General features: G+C 64.1%; 15 protein-coding genes. 9 read left to right on the top strand and 6 right to left on the bottom strand.

Features of this window, described 5'->3' with window-relative positions:
- Positions 1–32 precede the first annotated feature (32 nt).
- A complete protein-coding gene (locus P7F60_RS14510; RefSeq protein ID WP_277918443.1) occupies positions 33–854 on the top strand; it encodes a lytic transglycosylase domain-containing protein in 822 nt (273 codons plus the stop codon).
- 68 nt (positions 855–922) lie between these two features.
- Here P7F60_RS14510 and P7F60_RS14505 read toward each other — a convergent pair whose 3' ends face one another.
- Positions 923–1,639, bottom strand: a complete 717-nt coding sequence (locus tag P7F60_RS14505; RefSeq protein ID WP_277918442.1) for a carbonic anhydrase — start codon at positions 1,637–1,639, stop codon at positions 923–925.
- 53 nt (positions 1,640–1,692) lie between these two features.
- Positions 1,693–2,568: a pyridoxal kinase PdxY gene (gene pdxY / locus P7F60_RS14500; RefSeq protein ID WP_277918441.1), complete on the bottom strand. Its 876-nt coding sequence runs from the start codon at positions 2,566–2,568 to the stop codon at positions 1,693–1,695.
- Positions 2,569–2,763: 195 nt separating this feature from the next.
- On the opposite strand from pdxY, the gene P7F60_RS14495 reads away from it, so the two are divergent.
- The gene (locus P7F60_RS14495; protein ID WP_277918440.1) at positions 2,764–7,551 is read left to right on the top strand and encodes an NAD-glutamate dehydrogenase; all 4,788 of its coding nucleotides are present in this window, start codon (positions 2,764–2,766) and stop codon (positions 7,549–7,551) included.
- A gap of 158 nt (positions 7,552–7,709) precedes the next feature.
- Here the strand turns inward: P7F60_RS14495 and leuB are convergent, their stop codons facing one another.
- The 3 genes from leuB to P7F60_RS14480 all read right to left on the bottom strand — a co-directional run bounded on the left by leuB (position 7,710) and on the right by P7F60_RS14480 (position 10,017).
- The gene (gene leuB / locus P7F60_RS14490) at positions 7,710–8,822 is read right to left on the bottom strand and encodes a 3-isopropylmalate dehydrogenase (protein ID WP_277918439.1); all 1,113 of its coding nucleotides are present in this window, start codon (positions 8,820–8,822) and stop codon (positions 7,710–7,712) included.
- A gap of 253 nt (positions 8,823–9,075) precedes the next feature.
- On the bottom strand, positions 9,076–9,681 hold the full coding sequence (leuD, locus tag P7F60_RS14485) for a 3-isopropylmalate dehydratase small subunit (protein WP_277918438.1): 606 nt from the start codon (positions 9,679–9,681) through the stop codon (positions 9,076–9,078).
- Between the two features lie 108 nt (positions 9,682–9,789).
- On the bottom strand, positions 9,790–10,017 hold the full coding sequence (locus tag P7F60_RS14480) for a hypothetical protein (protein ID WP_277918437.1): 228 nt from the start codon (positions 10,015–10,017) through the stop codon (positions 9,790–9,792).
- 114 nt (positions 10,018–10,131) lie between these two features.
- On the opposite strand from P7F60_RS14480, the gene P7F60_RS14475 reads away from it, so the two are divergent.
- On the top strand, positions 10,132–11,043 hold the full coding sequence (locus tag P7F60_RS14475; protein WP_277918436.1) for a CoA ester lyase: 912 nt from the start codon (positions 10,132–10,134) through the stop codon (positions 11,041–11,043).
- On the top strand, positions 11,040–11,246 hold the full coding sequence (locus tag P7F60_RS14470) for a DUF1737 domain-containing protein (RefSeq protein ID WP_277918435.1): 207 nt from the start codon (positions 11,040–11,042) through the stop codon (positions 11,244–11,246). Before P7F60_RS14475 ends, P7F60_RS14470 begins: the two co-directional genes overlap by 4 nt.
- A 179-nt stretch (positions 11,247–11,425) precedes the next feature.
- On the opposite strand, the gene P7F60_RS14465 is transcribed toward P7F60_RS14470, so the two are convergent.
- A complete protein-coding gene (locus tag P7F60_RS14465) occupies positions 11,426–11,866 on the bottom strand; it encodes a metallopeptidase family protein (RefSeq protein WP_277918434.1) in 441 nt (146 codons plus the stop codon).
- A gap of 204 nt (positions 11,867–12,070) precedes the next feature.
- Here P7F60_RS14465 and P7F60_RS14460 point away from each other — a divergent pair, with 204 nt between their 5' ends.
- From P7F60_RS14460 to bfr, 5 genes are all read left to right on the top strand, one after another.
- Complete coding sequence (locus P7F60_RS14460; protein WP_277918433.1) at positions 12,071–13,009, top strand: hypothetical protein; 939 nt, start codon at positions 12,071–12,073, stop codon at positions 13,007–13,009.
- The gene (locus P7F60_RS14455) at positions 12,981–14,456 is read left to right on the top strand and encodes a DNA polymerase Y family protein (protein ID WP_277918530.1); all 1,476 of its coding nucleotides are present in this window, start codon (positions 12,981–12,983) and stop codon (positions 14,454–14,456) included. Before P7F60_RS14460 ends, P7F60_RS14455 begins: the two co-directional genes overlap by 29 nt.
- Positions 14,453–17,824, top strand: coding sequence for an error-prone DNA polymerase (locus tag P7F60_RS14450; RefSeq protein ID WP_277918432.1), 3,372 nt, complete (start codon positions 14,453–14,455; stop codon positions 17,822–17,824). The genes P7F60_RS14455 and P7F60_RS14450 overlap by 4 nt, the downstream gene beginning before the upstream one ends.
- Before the next feature lie 177 nt (positions 17,825–18,001).
- On the top strand, positions 18,002–18,313 hold the full coding sequence (locus P7F60_RS14445; RefSeq protein WP_277918431.1) for a (2Fe-2S)-binding protein: 312 nt from the start codon (positions 18,002–18,004) through the stop codon (positions 18,311–18,313).
- Positions 18,279–18,776, top strand: coding sequence for a bacterioferritin (gene bfr / locus P7F60_RS14440; protein WP_277918430.1), 498 nt, complete (start codon positions 18,279–18,281; stop codon positions 18,774–18,776). Before P7F60_RS14445 ends, bfr begins: the two co-directional genes overlap by 35 nt.
- Positions 18,777–18,920 lie beyond the last annotated feature (144 nt).

Raw genomic sequence — 18,920 nt, 5'->3', positions numbered from 1 at the left:
TTTCGATGGCACTCGTGGGGACGGACACACCGATGCGCATTGCAAGAACCATTCTGATCGCGCTCGCCGGCACGGCGGCGGTCGCCCTCAACCCGCTTTCGGCGTTTGCCGCCCGCTGCGGCAACAATGCCGCCGGCTTTGAGGCCTGGGTACAGGACTTCAAGCAGGAAGCGGCAGGCCAGGGCGTCAGCCGCTCGGTTCTGGACAAGGCCTTCGCCAATGTCCGTTACAACACCGCAACCATCCGCGCCGACCGTGGTCAGAAAAGCTTCAAGCTCTCCTTCGAGCAGTTCATGCAGAAGCGTGGCGGTCAGGCGATCATCTCGCGCGGCAAGGGCATGAAGAAATCCAACGCGGCGCTGTTTGCCCGCATCGAGCAGCGCTTTGGCGTCCCCGCCGGCCCGCTGATCGCCATCTGGGGCATGGAAACCGGCTTCGGCAGCTTCCTCGGCAAGGAGCACACGCTCTCCGCCGTCTCGACGCTCGCCTATGACTGCCGCCGCTCCGATTACTTCACCGACCAGCTCTATGCAGCGCTGCAACTCGTTGCGCGCGGCGATCTCAGCCCCTCCGCCCGTGGCGCGGCCCATGGCGAAATCGGCCAGACGCAGTTCCTCCCGCGTAACGTCGTGCGCTTCGGGGTCGATGGCGATGGCAACGGCCATATCGATCTCGTCGGCTCGCGCGCCGATGCGCTGGCCTCGACCGCCAACTTCCTGCGCGGCCACGGCTGGCGCCCCGGCGCCGGCTATCAGCCGGGAGAGCCCAATTTCGGCGCCCTGCAGGGCTGGAACGCAGCCAGCGTCTACCAGCGCGCCATCGCCTATATCGGCGCCCGAATCGACGGCGAATAAGTCGTCTTCAGGACGGCAAAAAGCCCGCTTTCCGCGTGGGGAAGCGGGCTTTTTGATTCCAGCGGATGTCAGGACGCGGCCGGCTCGGCCGGCGGTGTTTCCTCGGCAATCCCGGTCAGATCCGGACGGCCGAAATCGCCGGTCTTGCTGTCCATGATCCACAATTCGCCATTGCCGATATCGAACCAGGCACCGTGGATTTTCAATTTGCCGCGTTGCTCGAGGATGCCCACGCAGGGGAAGGTGCGCAGGTTCCTGATCGAATTGCGGATCGAGATGCGCTCCAGCGCCGTCTGCCGCTCGGTGGCTGTCATGGCGTCGTTGTTCTGGATCTGCTCGGCGGCAGGTTTCAAGAGATTCATCCAGCGGCCGATGAAATCGCCTGGCGACAGCGGCTCGGCGGCCGGATCGAGCGCCGCCTTGATGCCGCCGCAGCGGCCATGGCCCATGACGACGATATCCTTGACCTTCAGCGCCTGCACAGCAAATTCGAGCGCTGCCGAGGTCGAGTGGTAATGCCCGTCCGGCTCGTAGGGCGGCATCATGTTGGCGACGTTGCGGATGACGAAGAGTTCGCCCGGCCGGCTGTCGAAGATCGTTTCGGGGGCGGCGCGCGAGTCGCAACAGGCGATCACCAGGGTCTGTGGCGTCTGGCCGTTTTCGGCAAGGCGGCGATAGCGTTCGCGTTCATCGACGTAACGCCCGTCCATGAAGTTGCGATAACCGTTCAGAAGCGAGGAAGGAAACGTCTGCATGGAGACAGGATTAATCTTGTCTTCGGTCAAGATCAACCTTCGCAGTGCAAAATCCTGTTGGCCTCGAAGGCTCGGTCGTGAACTCAGCGTTTCCGCGCTTGCGCCGGATGCATCAGGCGGCGCATCTGCACCATGGCCATCGGTGAGGACAGACTGGAAATATCGCTCTCCAGCGTCAGTTCGTCGCCGCCGCGCCTGGCGGTGCGCGCCAGGATCTCGTAGACGGTCGCCGTGGCAAGTTGCAGCGCCCGCTCCTCGTCGACGCCTTCGAGAAGCCGGGCGGTGAACACGGCGGCCAGCAGGTCGCCGAGCCCGTTCGGTGGATTGTCGATCAGCCGGTGCTCGGCCAGAAGCGCATGGCGCCCCGAGAGATAGAGGTTGCCGGTGCCGCCGGCCATCATCGGCACGGCCGAGGTCACCAGCATCCGCGAGGGCCCGAGCGACAGTGCCGCATCCATGATCGCCGCATTGCTGTCCAGCGCGCCGCCGGCCATCCAGGCGAGTTCGTAGCGGTTGGGGGTTGCGAGCGAGGCGAGCGGGATGAGTTCGTCGCGAATCGCCACCGCCGTCGGCTCGGGGATGTAGAGCCCGCCGAGATCGCCCATGACCGGATCGCAGACATAAAGCAGATCCGGCCGGTTTTCCCGCAAAGCGGCAATCAGCCGCGCCACCGCCGAGACCTGCGCCGCATTGCCGAAATAACCGGTCAGCACGCCACGCACCTCGCCGATCCAGGGCGCGCGAATGAGGTCGTCGATCGCCTTGTCGAAATCGGCCTCGGAAAAGGTCATGCGGGTGGACGGGCCATGGCCCGGATGCCAGGGCAACACCACGGTCGGCATGGCCCAGACCGGAAAGCCCAGGGATTCGAGGGCGAAGACCGCGGCGCGGTTTCCGACCGAGCCGCGAATCACATGGCTGGAAATGACCATCACCGCACCGCGCTTGTCTTCGCTCATTGTTTTCTTTTCCGCATTGCCCCGACGAATTTCAATCGATTTTCCTTCCGATCGGCCGAAAATAAAGGCTAACGACACCGGAAAACGTGAAACAAGGGGTGGATAATATCGAATTGCCTTGGTTACATCATTCTCTAACAATTTTCTCCGATTTTCATTTTCCAATGCCCGCATATCGTGGAGAGGGAATATTCCATGGGGACCCGAAACAATCCGAAACGTGAAAAGCAGATCGAAAGCGCGAGAAAGATCGCGGCCGCATCCGGCGAGCCGCATGTCGCGCCCGACCTGCTTTTCGGCCGCGCCAGCAATGACGATCTCGAGCTGTATACGCCCGAGATGCTGGCGCTGTCCTCCATCCATGCGGCAAAGGAAATCGCCCTCTGGGATGGCGATGCGGCGCGCATTTCCATCGGCAGCATCGATGGTGTCAATCCGGCCGGGGTGCCCGTCTCGATCCTGACGATCACCGACCGCAACAAGCCTTTCCTTTATGACTCGGTCATGGGCGAGGTGACGACCAGCTATCGCGACATCTTCATGGCGGTGCATCCGATCTTCGTGCGCGAGCAGGACGGAACGATCGGCCTGCACGGCACCGAGCAGACGAGTAGCCCGGCGGTGCGCATCAGCCACATCCACCTGCATCTGGCGCCGCTGTCGCCGGAACAGGCGACCGATCTGATCGCCAGGCTGGAAAACGTTCTCGGCCAGGTGCATGTCGCCGTCGAGGACTGGCAGGCGATGATCGACACGCTCGACAGCGCCATGCAGGACATGGCCACCTATGGCCCGGTGCGCCGCAAGGGTGACCGCGACGAGGCCCATGCCTTCCTCGAATGGCTACGCCAGAACAACTTCACCTTCCTCGGCATGCGCGAATACATCTATTCCGGCACCGGGCCAGACGCGACGCTGGAGCGCGACAAGGGCAAGGGCCTTGGCATCCTGTCCAACCCGGACGTTCTGGTGCTGCGCCAGGGCAAGGACGCCGTCACCACCACGCCCGAGATCCTCGCCTTCCTCGAAGGACCGGATTTCCTGATCGTCACCAAGGCGAACGTCAAGTCGGTGGTCCATCGCCGCGCCTATATGGACTATGTCGGCGTCAAGCGCTTCGATCCGCAAGGCAATGTCGTCGGCGAGCTGCGCATCGTCGGCCTGTTCACCTCGACTGCCTATACCCATCCGGCGGCGCAAATTCCGTTGCTGCGCGATAAGGTCGCCCGCGTCGTCGATCATTTCGGCTTCGATCCGCAGAGCCATTCCGGCAAGATGCTGCAGAATACGCTGGAATCCTATCCGCGCGACGATCTCTTCCAGATCGACACCACACTGCTGGTGCGTTTCTGCGAGCAGATCAACGAGCTGACCGAGCGGCCGCGCGTGCGCGTCCTGCCGCGCATCGACCATTTTGACCGCTTCGTCTCGGTCATCGTCTACGTGCCGCGCGAGGAATACGATTCCGTGGTGCGCGAAAAGATCGGCACCTATCTGAAGACCGTCTATGACGGGCGCGTTTCCGCCTATTACCCGGCCTTCCCCGAAGGCGGGGTGGCGCGGGTGCATTTCATCATCGGCCGCTCCGGCGGCAAGACGCCGCGCGTGCCGCAGGCGAAGCTTGAGGAAACCATCCGGGCGCTGGCCGCGCGCTGGGAGGATCGTTTCGCCTTCCTCGCCGGCCCGTCCGCGCCGGAGATTTCCGTCACCCCGGCCTATCAGGAATCCTTCACGCCGGAAGAAACGGTCGCCGATCTCGACGACATCGCCGCCTGCGCCGCCGGCGCGCCTGTTCGGATCGCCTTCCGCCATCGCCCGGGCGAGGGGCCGGCCAGCCTGTCGCTGAAGATCTATCACGGCAACGGCCAGCTTGCCCTGTCGCGGCGCGTGCCGCTTCTGGAAAACCTCGGCTTCTCCGTGGTCAGCGAGCAGACCTTCGACATCGGCCTCAGCGACCGTTCGGGCCAGGCGAGCCGCGTCGTGCTGCACGACATGCAGCTCGACGTCGCCGATGGCCGGGCCGTCGACCTGGAGCGCGAGGGCGCGCGGCTGGAGGAAGCCTTCCTCGCTGCCTTCGCCGGCACGGTCGACAATGACAGCTTCAACCGCCTGATCCTCTCGGCGGATCTCTCGGCCCGCGAGGTCACGGTGCTGCGCGCCTATTCGCGCTATCTGCGCCAGGCCGGCATCGCCTATTCGCAGGATTACATCGCCGCCACGCTCGGCAAATATCCGGCGATCGCGGCGCTGATCGTCCGCCTGTTCCGCGATACGCTCGATCCGAAGCTGGCCGAGAAGGCTCGTGCCAAGCGCGTCGGCGAACTGCACGAGAAGATCGAGACGGCGCTGTCGGCCGTGCCGAGCCTCGACGACGACCGCATCCTGCGCCGCTTCGTCAATGCCATCGACGCGACGCTGCGCACCAACTACTTCCAGCGCCATGCCGACGGCACGCCGAAGGCGATGCTGGCCTTCAAGCTCGATCCGAAGCTTCTGGACGGCCTGCCGGAGCCGCGTCCGTTCCGCGAAATCTTCGTCTACGGCGTCGAGGTCGAGGGCGTCCACCTGCGCTTTGGCAAGGTGGCGCGCGGCGGCCTGCGCTGGTCCGATCGCGCCCAGGATTACCGCACGGAAGTGCTGGGCCTGGTAAAAGCCCAGCAGGTGAAGAACTCGGTCATCGTGCCGGTCGGCGCCAAGGGCGGCTTCTTCCCGAAGAACCTGCCGACGGGCGGCAGCCGCGAGGCGGTGTTCGCCGCCGGCACCGAGGCCTACAAGACCTATATCCGTACGCTCTTGTCGATCACCGACAATATCGTCGACGACGCCATCGTGCCGCCGGCCGATACGGTGCGGCTCGACGGCGACGATCCCTATTTCGTCGTTGCCGCCGACAAGGGCACGGCGACCTTCTCCGACACCGCCAACGGCTTGGCGCAGGAGGCCGGCTTCTGGCTGGACGATGCCTTCGCCTCCGGCGGCTCGGCCGGCTATGACCACAAGAAGATGGCCATCACCGCCCGCGGCGCCTGGGAAACCGTCAAGCGCCACTTCCGCGAAGTGGACATCGACATCCAGACGACGCCGTTCACCGTCGCCGGCGTCGGCGACATGTCCGGCGACGTTTTCGGCAACGGCATGCTGCTGTCGGAAAAGATCCAGCTCGTCGCCGCCTTCGACCATCGTGACATCTTCATCGATCCGTCGCCGGATATCCGCGCCACCTTTGCCGAGCGCAAGCGCCTGTTCGGGCTTGCCCGTTCGAGCTGGCAGGATTTCGAGCGCACGAAACTGTCGCCCGGCGGCATGATCATCTCGCGCACCGAAAAATCGGTGACGCTGACGCCGCAGGCCGCCCAGGTCATCGGCATCGACAAGAGCGTCGCCACGCCTTTCGAGATCATGACCGCGATCCTGAAGGCGCCCGTCGATCTGCTGTGGTTCGGCGGCATCGGCACCTATATCAAGGGCACCTCGGAAACCGATGCGGATGTCGGCGACCGCGCCAATGACGCGATCCGCGTCAATGCCGACGAGGTGCGCGCCCGGGTCATCGGCGAAGGCGCCAATCTCGGCGTCACCCAGCGCGGCCGCATTGCCTACAGCCTCAAGGGCGGGCGCTGCAACTCGGACGCCATCGACAACTCCGCCGGCGTCAACTCTTCCGACGTCGAGGTCAACATCAAGATCGCGCTGTCGACCCCGATGCGCGACGGCCGCCTGCCGCGCCCGAAGCGCAACCAGTTGCTCGCCGCGATGACCAGCGAAGTGGCCAGCCTGGTGCTGCGCAACAACTACCTGCAATCCCTGGCGATTTCGCTGACGGAGCGAAAAGGCACTGCCAATGGCGAGGAACTCGGCCGCCTGATGGACGTGCTCGAGGCCGGCGGCCAGTTGAACCGAAAGGTCGAGGTGCTGCCGGATGCGGCTGCCATGGCCGAACGTTATGCCGCGGGCAGGCCGCTCACCCGGCCGGAGATCGGCGTGCTGCTCTCCTATGCCAAGCTGGTGCTGTTCGACGAACTGATCGCCAGCCCGGTGCCCGACGACGCGCATTTCCACGGCACGCTGATGCATTATTTCCCGGCCAAGATGCAGAGACCCTATGCGGCCGATATCGCCGCCCATCGCCTGCGCCGCGAAATCATCGCCACCAGCCTCGCCAACGAGGTCGTCAACCGCGGCGGCCCCGGCTTCGTCGTGCAGATGAGCGAGGCGACCGGCACGACTCCGGCCGACGTTGTCAAGGCGGCGATGCTGGCTCGCGAAGGTTTTGGCCTGCAGCGGCTCTGGGCCGAGGCAGATGCGCTCGACAACCGGATCGGCGGACAGGCGCAGAACGCGCTTTATGCCGTGATCGGCGACATCTATGCGGCGCTGACCCGGGTTCTCTTGAAAACCGGGCTGCACCGCGCCGAACTCGGCAAGGCGATATCAAGCCTGCAATCGGCGGCGAAGAACCTGAAGGGCATCATCCGCTCGATCATGCCGGCCGATCTCGCCGAGGACATCGCCGCCCGCGAGGCGGAATTCCTCGCCGCCGGCGTGCCGGAGGCTCTGACGCTGGAAGTCGCCGGCCTCGTGCCGCTGGTGGTGACGCCGGAAATCATGCAGATCGCCGCGGCGACCGGCGAAAGCCTGACCCGCGCGGCGGAGGCCTACTTCACGGTCTCGCAGACCTTCCGCGTCGGCCGCCTGCTGCTCTCGGGCAGCCGCATCGTCGCCAATGATCACTTCGACGGACTGGCGCTGTCGCGCAGCCTCGACCAGATCGCCGCCGCCCGCCGCGATATCGTCATCGCCGCGCTCGGCAAGCATCCGAAGGACAAGCAGCCGGTTCAGGCCTGGTATGCCGGCGACCGGGTGCGCATCAACCGCATCGCCGAGCAACTGACCTCGCTCGGCGACAGCGGCGAACCGAGCCTCGCCAAGCTCTCGGTGGCGGCCGGCCTGCTTTCGGATCTGGCCCATAATCCGGCGCTGTAAGGCGCTGGCGGCAAAGCGGAATTTTTTCCTTGGCCTGCCGCTCTCCTCGTGAAAACGGGGAGAGCGGACATGTCCATGTAGGGCAAGTCAAGCGCTGCACCCAAAAAAACGCCGCCCGTTCGCACGGGCGGCGCCAAAAATGTTTCACGTGAAAACGATCAGGCGGAAAGCGCCTTGAACTCGGCGAGGATGGCGTCGCCCATGTCGGCGGTGCCGACCTGGCGGCAGCCTTCGGCCATGATGTCGCCGGTGCGGATGCCCTGGTCGAGGACGTTGGAGATCGCCTTCTCCAGATTGTCGGCTTCCTTCACGAGGTTGAAGGAATAGCGCAGGCACATGGCGAAGGAGGCGATCATGGCGATCGGGTTGGCGATGCCCTTGCCGGCGATGTCGGGGGCCGAGCCGTGCACCGGCTCGTAGAGCGCCTTGCGCTTGCCGGTCTTGGCATCCGGGGCGCCGAGAGAGGCTGAGGGCAGCATGCCGAGCGAGCCGGTCAGCATGGCGGCGACGTCGGAAAGCATGTCGCCAAATAGGTTATCGGTGACGATCACGTCGAACTGTTTCGGAGCGCGGACGAGCTGCATGCCGCCGGCATCGGCCAGCATGTGTTCCAGCTTGACGTCGGAATATTTGGCCTTGTGCGTCTCGGTGACCACCTGGTTCCACAGCACGCCTGATTTCATGACATTGCGCTTTTCCATCGAGCAGACCGCGTTTTTGCGGGTGCGGGCCAGCTCGAAGGCGACGCCGGCGATGCGCTCGATCTCGTAGGTGTCGTAGACCTGGGTATCGATGGCGCGCTTCTGGCCGTTGCCGAGATCGGTGATCGTCTTCGGCTCGCCGAAATAGACGCCGCCGGTCAGCTCGCGGACGATGAGGATGTCGAGGCCTTCGACCAGCTCCGGCTTCAGCGAGGACGCGGCGGCAAGCGCCGGATAGCAGATGGCCGGGCGCAGGTTGGCGAACAGTTCGAGATCCTTGCGCAAGCGCAGCAGGCCGGCTTCCGGGCGCACTTCATAGGGAACCGCATCCCACTTCGGGCCGCCGACGGCGCCGAACAGCACGGCGTCCGCCGCCAGCGCCTTTTCCATATCGCCTTCCGAGATGGCGCTGCCATGCGCATCATAGGCCGAACCGCCGACCAAGCCCTCGTCGGTGACGAAACCGGCGCCCATGGCCTCGTTCATGTAAGCGATGAGCTTGCGGACTTCGCCCATGGCTTCGGGACCGATGCCATCGCCGGGCAGGAGGAAGAGATTGCGCGCTGTCATGGAAAAATCCTTCGGCAAGAAATATTGGCCGGGTTCTTAAACGCCGGCGCCGGTCATTTCAAGGCGAGGAAGGGTCTCAAGTGTTCGGCTTCGGCAATTTCCGCCAAGATGAGGCAGGATTTGGCATCGAAAATTGCGTGAAATGGCGCGATAAGCGGCACCTGATTTGCATCGTTGGCGATGCATCGCGTCCCATGAAAAGCAAAAGGCGGCGAATGAACGCCGCCTCGTGATCCGGTCAGGACGCTTTGCCTCAGGCCCAGGGGCGCGAAGCGGCGTTGGCCTTTTCGAAACTGTCGATGCTGGCGGCCTTTTCCATGGTCAGGCCGATGTCGTCGAGGCCGTTCAACAGGCAATGGCGCTTGAAGGCGTCGATCTCGAAGGAGATGCGGCCGCCATCCGGGCCGCTGATTTCCTGGGCTTCGAGGTCGACGGTCAGCACGGCGTTGGAGCCGCGGCTGGCGTCGTCCATCAGCTTGTCGAGATCTTCGGGGCTGACGACGATCGGCAGGATGCCGTTCTTGAAACAGTTGTTGTAGAAGATGTCGGCGAAGCTGGTGGAGATGACGCAGCGGATGCCGAAATCGAGCAGCGCCCACGGTGCATGTTCACGCGAGGAGCCGCAGCCGAAATTGTCGCCGGCAACGAGGATCTGGGCGTTCTGGTAGGCGGGCTTGTTGAGCACGAAATCCGGGTTCGGCGTGCCGTCCTCGTTGTAGCGCGCTTCGGCGAACAGGCCGGTGCCGAGGCCGGTGCGCTTGATCGTCTTCAGGTAATCCTTCGGAATGATCATGTCGGTGTCGATGTTGACGACCGGAAGCGGCGCGGCGACGCCGGTGAGCTTGACGAACTTGTCCATGGAGCTTGGCCTTCGTGTCAGGAAAATTTCCTGCCCAATAGCCGAAATCCGACAGGAAATGAAGCGAATTCTGGCCGCCCCTTCGCATGGGGATGCCGGAGACGGCGCTTACATGTCGATGATCGTGCCGCGGCCGTCGTTCCAGACCCGGCGCGGTTCATGGGCACTGCGCGCCCGCACGGGCGCCGGCTTCAGCTTCAGCGACAGGCTGCGCGCCACGGTGATGCCGGCGAGCACGGCTGCGAGAACGAGGGTGGCCGAAAGCGTAAAGACTGCGAGAGAGCACACAATCGCGACGGCACCGAGGGCATAAACGATCGAACGGAGGTTGTGCATGATTTTCAAGCCTTTCTACACCGTGGAATGTGGTCCCTGCATGAAGGTTCTGCAAGAGCAGCATGGCATTTTGTTGACTTGCCGGCGCTGAAAAAGCTTGGCACAAAAGATCCCATGACCGCGATTGCTTCCGCCTCTCTTCCCCCTCGCCTGCGCCGCTCGCTGCTCAGCGTGCCCGCGATCAACGAACGCGCCTTGCAGAAGGCGCATGGGCTGGATTGCGATGGCGTGATCTTCGACCTGGAGGATTCGGTGGCGCCCGCTCGCAAGGCCGAGGCGCGCGACAATCTGAAGCGTTTCTTCGCTGAGACGCCGCTTCGCGGGCGCGAACGGATCGTGCGCATCAATGCGCTGGATACGGACGATGCGGGCGCCGATCTCGACGCGGTGCTGGCGCTCAATCCCGATGCGGTGCTGGTGCCGAAGGTGACGACGCCCTCCGATATCATCGGCATCTGCGCCCGGCTCGACCGGGCGCGGGCGCCAAAAGGCTTGCGGGTCTGGGCGATGGTCGAGACGCCGCGGGCGGTGCTGGAGATCGGCGCCATCGCCGGCACGCGGCAGGGCCATGGCGCCCGCCTCGATGCGCTGGTGGTGGGCCTCAACGACCTGCGCAAGGAGACCGGCGTCCTGCCGCAGCCCGGCCGCGCCTATCTCCTGCCCTGGCTGATGCAGGTGGTGCTCGCCGCCCGCGCCTTCGGCCTCGACGTCATCGACAGCGTCTTCAACGATTTTCGCGACGAGGCGGGTTTTGCCGGGGAATGCGCGCAAGGCCGCGCCATGGGGTTCGACGGCAAGATGCTGATCCATCCCGCCCAGATCGAAGCCGCCAACCGGCATTTCGCATCGGGCGAGGCCGAGATCGCGGAAGCGCAAGCGATCATCGCCGGCTTTGCCGCGCCGGGTGCCGAAGCGCTCAACGTCATCGAGATCGGCGGGCGCATGGTCGAGCGCCTGCATCTTGAACAGGCCGAGCGGCTGATGCACAAGGTCCGCCAGATTTCTGCACGAAAGGATATCGCGTGAAACTCTACCGTTTTCTGACCGGCCCCGACGACGCCGCCTTCTGCCACCGGGTGACGGCGGCGCTGAACGATGGCTGGGAGTTGCACGGCTCGCCGTCGCTCACCTACAATGCCACGACCAGCCAGGTCATGTGCGGCCAGGCGGTCACCAAGACGATCCATGGCAGGGATTACGATCCGGCCAAGAAGCTGACCGAGCAGTAAGCGGGAAAGGCCGCTTGGCCGGCATCCGGTTTGCCGGCAAGCCCTGCCCCACCCGCAGCGTCATCCTCGGCCTTGTGCCGAGGATCTGCCAACATCGAGAAAAATCAAAACGTTGCAGATGCTCGGGACAAGCCCGAGCATGACGAAGAAGGTTTGCGTCAGCAATCTGAGGCTTGTCCTTACCGGCTGTCGGCCGCCTGGTCGGCGCTTTCCTCGATGCGTTCCATGTCGTCGTCGCTGAGACCGAAATGGTGGCCGATCTCGTGGATCAGCACGTGGGTGATGATGTCGCCCAGGGTCTCCTCGTTTTCGGCCCAGTAGTCGATGATCGGGCGGCGATAGAGGGTGATGCGGTTCGGCATCTGCCCGGTTTCCAAGGTAAAGCGCTCGGAAATCCCCCTGCCCTCGAACAGGCCGAGCAGGTCGAAGGGCGTTTCCAGCGCCATGTCCTCGAACACGTCGTCGGTTGGAAAATCAGCGATCTCGATGATGAGATCGCGTGTCAGCGCCCTGAAATCCTCCGGCAGGTTTCCATAGGCCTCGATTGCCAGCGACTCGAAGGTGCTGATCGTCGGCGCGTGGCGTTCGCGCCAATCTTCGGTCTGGTCGATGCGGGCCATGTCTGCTCCTTGTATGCTGACCCCATATAGGCTGTTTGGCCGGATTTTTCGAGTGGAGAAATCCGGACAGGAATAAATTCACATAAAAGGGTGTTGACTCTCCGGCGAGGCTCTGGAATCCATAAGAACAGAAAGAGAACATTGGGTCGCCCTATAGGATGCCCCATCTCTTGTCTTTTGGAAAAACGAGATCGGAGCACGCTCATGGCCGGGGACGCCAGGGCGCGGGAGACGCTTTGCGCCCTGCGCCAGACCATTGCCCGATTGGAAGGCCGCGCGCCGGACCGGGTGGAAACGCCTGTCAGCACGGCAGGAAAGCCGCAAGCCCGCTTCGGCGAAGGGCCGAAAGCGGCTCCTCCCCTGCTGTCCCTCGGCCACACGGCGCTGGACGAGGCCTTGCAGGGTGGATTGCCGCTCGATGCCCTGGTGGAACTGCGCGGGAACGAGCTGCGCGATGCCGGCGCCGTCAGCGGTTTTGCCATGGCGCTCTGTGCCTGCCTTGGCGCCGCCGATGCCCGCCGGCTCTGCCTGTGGATCGGCGAGCCGGTGGTGGCGATGGAAGCCGGCCTGCCGCATGTCGAGGGCCTTGGCGATCACGGGCTCTCTCCTGTCGGGCTGCTCTATGCCGCCCCGAAGAAGATCGACGAGGCGTTGTGGCTGGCCGAGGCAGCCCTTGCCAGCCGCGCCTTCGCGGCCGTGCTTCTGGAAGTGCGCGGCAATCCCGCCCGCTTCGGTCTCACCGAAAGCCGCCGGCTCAGCCTCAAGGCGCGCGCCGCCGGCCGGCCGATCTTCGTGCTGCGCCAGGCGGGTGAGGAAGAGGCAAGCAGCGCGGCACTGCGCCTGCATATCCGCCCTGCCCCGGCCGGCTTGCGTTTTCTAAGCGACGGCAAGCCATTGCCGGGCAGCCTCGGCTATCCGCGCTTCCAGCTTGCCGTCGAGAAAAGCCGCCTTCCTGTCCTCACCGATTTCCTTCTGGAGTGGAACCCCCATGCCCGCCAGTTCCGACCTGCGGACGCCGTCCGCCCTGCCGCTCTTCCGCCAGGGACAGCAGCGCATCCTGTCGCTGCATTTTCCGCATCTGCCGACCGACCGGATCGCGCGCAGCCGCTGGGGCATGTCGTGGCGTTTAACCGGGCGTCCTGAGGCGCCGCCGCTGGTCTGCGCCGGCCGGGTGCAGAATGCCATGCGGCTGACGGCGCTGGACGAGGCGGCGGAGGCGCTCGGCCTGAAACCGATGCAGGGGCTGGCCGAGGCCAAGGCCATCTGCCCGCCGCTCGATGTCGCCATGGCCGACGAGGCGGCGGATGCCCGCTTCCTCGCCGCCATTGCCGACTGGTGCGATCGCTATACGCCGCTGGTGGCGATCGACGGCCGCGCCGGCCTGTTTCTCGATATCACCGGCTGCGCCCATCTGTTCGGCGGCGAGGACGCGTTGTTACAGGATGTGCTGGCCCGCCTCAAGCAGTTCGGCCTCGATGCGCGCGGCGCCATTGCCGCTTCGCCGGGCCTGTCCTGCGCCATTGCCCGTCATGGGGGCGGCGGGGTGATCGGCGTGGAGGAGGCCGAGGCCGCGCTGACGCCGCTGCCGCTCGATGCCCTGCGGCTGTCGCCGGACACCGTGGCTCGGCTCGCAAGGCTCGGCCTGCGGCAGGTGGGCGATCTGCTGGCCCTGCCGCGTGCACCGCTGACGCGCCGCTTCGGGCCGGACGTGGTGCTGCGCCTCGACCAGGCGCTCGGGCAAGAAGACGAGCCGATCTCGCCGCGCCGGCCGCTGGCCCGCCTGTCGGTGGAGCGCAAGCTGGCCGAGCCGGTCACCGGCGAGGAGGATCTGATGGCGCTCTCGGCCAAGCTCGCCGTGGCGCTGAAGCCGCAACTGGAAACGCATGGGTTGGGCGGGCGGCTGTTCGAGCTGCTGCTGTTTCGCGTCGACGGGCAGGTTTTCCGCCTGCATGCCGGCGCCTCCTCGCCCTTGCGTGAGCCCAAGCGCATCGCGGCGCTGTTTTCCGAGCGGTTTCAGGCGGTGCATGACGATCTCGATGCCGGTTTCGGTTTCGAGCTGCTGCGGCTCAACGTGCTGCATGCCGATACCTTCGCCGGCGCGCAGCAGGATTTTTCAGGTAGCAGCGATGGCGCGGCCAGTCTCGACGCCTTCATCGACCAGACCGTCGCCCGGTTCGGCGCGGACTGCCTGCTGCTGCCGGTGGCGCATGAAAGCCACCTGCCCGAACGCGCCGGCCTGTTGCGCCCCGCCTTCCAGGCGGGAGCGACGCAGGCGGTTTCGCAAAACCATGCGCCGCTGCGGCTGGAGCGGCCTTTCAGGCTGTTTGCGCGGCCGGAACTGATGGAGGCCATCGCGCCGGTGCCGGACGGCCCGCCGATCCTGTTCCGCTGGCGGCGAACCCAGCATCAGGTGCGCCGCGCCGAAGGGCCGGAGCGCATCGGCGCCGAATGGTGGGTCGATGGCGAGACCGCCCCGCCGCGCGACTATTTCCGCATCGAGGACGAGGCCGGCCGCCGCTACTGGCTGTTTCGCGAGGGGCTGTATGGCGAAACGCCGCCGCGCTGGTTCATGCACGGGGTGTTCGCATGACGGATTTTTGCGAGATCGGCGCGCGCAGCAATTTTTCCTTCCTGGAGGGCGCGTCCCGGCCGGAGGAGATGGTGATCGCCGCTTCTGCGCTGGGGCTTGCGGGCCTTGCCATCGCCGACCGCAATTCCGTCGCCGGGGTGGTGCGCGCCCATATGCAGGCGAAGGCGCTCACCGATCCGAAAAACGGGGCGGGCAGGGACAAGAAGCCGCTGCCGCCGGTGCCGTTCCAGCCGGGCGCGCGGCTGGTCTTTGCCGATGAGACGCCCGACATCCTCGCCTTTGCCGAAAACCGGCGCGGCTGGGCCAATCTCTGCCGGCTGCTCAGCACCGGAAATCTGCGTGCCGAGAAAGGCAAGTGCCTGCTCTACGAGGCCGACCTGCTGCAATTCCACGAAAACCTGATGCTCGCCGTGCTGCCGCCGCGTCGCCGGCCGGAGGGGGAGACGGAGGTCGGGCTGGAGGCCGTGCTGAAACGGCTGAAGACAGCCTGCCGCGACCGTGTCTATCTGGCGCTGTCTCTCGCCTATGACGGGCTCGACCGCCTCGTCTTCGCCGACCGGGCAAGTCTTGCCGGCCGCCTCAAGTTACCCCTGATCGCCACCAACGAGCCGCTGTATCATCTCCCCGAGCGCCGGCCGCTCGCCGATGTCGTCACCGCCATCCGCAATCATGTGACGCTTGCCGAGGCGGGTTTCCTGCTGCAGCCCAATGCCGAGCGGCATATGAAGCACGGCGCGGAAATGGTGCGGCTATTGCGCGACTATCCCGAGGCGGTCGCCAACAGCGTGAAATTCTTTCGCCGGCTAAAGTTTTCGCTCGACGAGCTCGGCCATCTCTATCCTGACGAAAGCGTCGAAGGCGAAACATTGACCGAGACGCTGGCGCGGCTGACCTGGGAGGGAGCGGCGACGCGGTTTCCCGAGGGAATGCCGGGCAAGCTCGTCCATCAGATCCAGCATGAACTCAAGCTAATTCAGGAAAAATATTACGAAGGCTATTTCCTCACCATCCGCTCGATCATGCAGTTCGCCCGCAAGAACAATATTCTTTGCCAGGGTCGGGGCTCGGCGGCCAACTCCACCGTCTGCTATTGCCTTGAGATCACCGACGTCAATCCGAAGAAATCGACATTGCTGTTCGAACGCTTCATTTCGACCGAGCGCGACGAGCCGCCGGATATCGACGTCGATTTCGAGCATGCCCGCCGGCAGGAGATCATCGAGCACATTTATAAAACCTATGGGCAAGACCATGCCGGGCTTGCGGCTGGCGTCACCACCTATCGCACCCGTTCGGCCTGCCGTGAGGTGGCGAAAGCCTTCGGCATGTCCGAGGACGTGCAGGCGGCGCTGGCGGCCAATGTCTGGGGCTGGTGGACGCATGGGCTGTCGCCGGAGCAGGTGCGACTTTCCGGCCTCGATCTCAAGGATGCGACGACGCGGAGGGTCGCCGAATACACATTGCAGCTGATGGAATTTCCCCGGCATCTCACCCAGCATGTCGGCGGCTTCGTCATCACTCGCGACCGTCTCGACGAGATCGTGCCGATCATGCACACGGCGTCGGACGACCGTTTCATGATCGAATGGGACAAGGACGATCTCGACAATGTCCGCCTGTTCAAGATCGATATCCTGGCCTTGGGCATGCTGACCTGCATGGCGAAAGCCTTCGAGCTGCTGCGCCTGCATTACGACGTCAAGAAGACGCTCGCCGATCTCGGCAACGACACCCATGAGGACGAGGAGCCGGTCTATGACATGATCTGCCGCGCCGATACGATCGGCGTCTTCCAGATCGAGAGCCGGGCGCAGATGAGCATGCTGCCGCGCCTGCGTCCGCGCCGGTTCTACGATCTGGTCGTCGAGGTGGCGATTGTCCGCCCCGGCCCGATCCAGGGCAACATGGTTCATCCCTATCTCAAGCGCCGCGAAATGCAGCGGCAGGGGCAGGAGATCGACTATCGATACCCGAAACTGAAGGCCGTATTGGAACGCACGCTCGGCGTGCCCCTGTTTCAGGAGCAGGCGATGCAGATCGCCATCACCGCTGCCGACTTCAAGCCGGGCGATGCCGACCTGCTGCGCCGCGCCATGGCGACCTTCAAGCGCAGCGGAAAACTGTCCTATTTCCGGGACAAGTTCATCGCCGGCATGGTCAAGAACGACTATGATCCGGAATTCGCCGCAAACTGCTTTAGCCAGATCGAAGGCTTTGGCGAATACGGCTTTCCCGAAAGCCATGCGGCCTCCTTCGCTTTGCTGGTCTATGCCTCCTCGTGGATCAAAACCTATTATCCTGACGTGTTCTGCGTGGCGCTGCTGAATTCGCAGCCGATGGGCTTTTATGCGCCGGGGCAGCTGGTGCGCGATGCGCGCGACCACGGCGTCGAGATCCGGCCGGTCGATATCAACCATTCCGGCTGGGACAGCACGCTGGAGGAAGCGGCCTTCGAGCCGCGCCGGGTCGATCTCCGCCATGTGTCGATGCGGCCGGTGATCAAAACGGCAAGGGCGGTGCGGCTCGGTTTCCGGCAGGTCACCGGCCTGCGCGAGGCGGAGATGGAGGCATGCGCCACGCGGCGCGGGGAGGGTTATCGCTCGGTGCGCGATCTGTGGCTGCGCTCCGGCCTGTCGCGCGGCGCCATCGAAAAGCTTGCGGACGCCGATGCCTTCCGCTCGCTCGGCCTCGACCGCCGCCAGGCGCTATGGCAGGTGCGGGCGCTGGACGAGAAGGGCGCGGCCGAATTCCTGCCGCTGTTCGAGCGCGGCGACAGCGAAGATCTGCAACGGGAAGAGGCCGTGATCCTGCCCGGCCTGTCGCCGGGCGAGGACGTGATCGAGGATTACCGCGCCGTCACCTTTTCGCTGAAAGCGCATCCGCTCAGTTTCCTGCGCAGGCAACTGGCCGGGCAGGGCATCACCCGCCATCGCGACCTGCGCAATGCGCCGAAGGACAGCATGGTGACGATTGCCGGCCTCGTGCTGGTGCGCCAGCGTCCCGGCTCGTCCAAGGGCGTGATCTTCATGACGCTGGAGGACGAGACCGGCGTTGCCAATGCCATCGTCTGGAAGCGGGTGTTTACGGCCTATCGCCCGGTGGTGATGAATGCGCGGCTGGTGCACATCCGCGGTCGTCTGCAACGCGAGAACGAGGTCATCCATGTGGTCGCCGAGCATCTGGAGGACATGACGCATCTGCTCGGTCTGCTCAACAGCGAAAAACGGCGTTTTTCCGCCATGCCGCGCGCCGACGAGGCGATCCGCCCGACGGAGGATCAACGCGCCCGCAAGGCGCGGGCGGCGCAGGACCGGGCCGCCACCGAGGATGCCGCGCGGCTGATGCCGAAGGGGCGTAATTTTCATTGAAGCTGCGACATCATTGCATCGGCGCGTAAATGGCTGAAATGTCGATATTTTTGATCATGTTTAGAATCGTTCGAAAATCCGTGGGTTTTTTCGTGACGTTTTTATGTTGACAAGGAATGTCCTCTTTTGGTTTCTATGTCGAAAAATCAGGGTGCGTGATTGTCGGACTAGACGGACATGCTGGTATGTAGCTGCAATTTCATCACGGTGAAGGAAATCGAGGAAACGATCATCTCGTTGCTCGATGAGGACTGTTGGCAGTTGATCGTTCCTGCCAAGGTCTATCATGCCATGGAAAAGCGCGGCCGTTGCTGCGGCTGTTTCCCCAACGTCGTCGACATCATTATTCGTACGACGGAAGCCTATCATAACGGCCGCCCCTCGACGGAGGCCGATATTTTTGATTTTATGGCCCGCCTCAAGCAATTCCATGAAGAAAACAGGAGAGCGGACCTTGAAAGGCGACAAAAGAGTCATCGAGCGGCTTAACGAGGCCTTGTTCCTCGAACTGGGCGCCGTCAATCAATATTGGCTGCATTATCGTCTTCTCGAAGACTGGGGCTACACCAAGCTGGCCAAGAAGGAACGGGCCGAATCGATCGAGGAAATGCAGCACGCCGACAAGCTCGTCGCACGCATCATCTTCCTCGAGGGGCACCCGAACCTGCAGACCGTCGCGCCGCTGCGCATCGGCCAGAACGTCAAGGAAGTGCTGGAAGCCGATCTCGCCGGCGAATACGATGCCCGCACCGCCTACAAGGCGTCGCGCGACATCTGTCACGAGGCCGGCGACTACGTGTCGATGAAGCTTTTCGAACAGCTGCTGGCCGACGAGGAAGGCCATATCGACTTCCTCGAAACCCAGCTCGAACTGCTCGACAAGATCGGCGAATCGAAATACGGCCAGCTCAATGCCGGCTCTGCCGATGAGGCCGAAGGCGACGGCCACTGAGATTTTTTCTCTGCTGAATCAGGCCGCGCGCGAAGTTTTTCGCGGGCGGCCTTTTCGTTTTTTGCGCCTGTCGCGAAAATTCAAGACCGTGGCCCGCTCCCGCCATAGCGTCTGTCAGGTTCATTCTGAACCTGACAGACGCTA

Origin of the sequence: Rhizobium sp. YJ-22 (assembly GCF_029601685.1) — a bacterium.
In the GTDB taxonomy this organism is placed as follows: Bacteria; Pseudomonadota; Alphaproteobacteria; order Rhizobiales; family Rhizobiaceae; genus Metarhizobium.
This window is presented reverse-complemented; position numbering and strand designations above follow the sequence as displayed.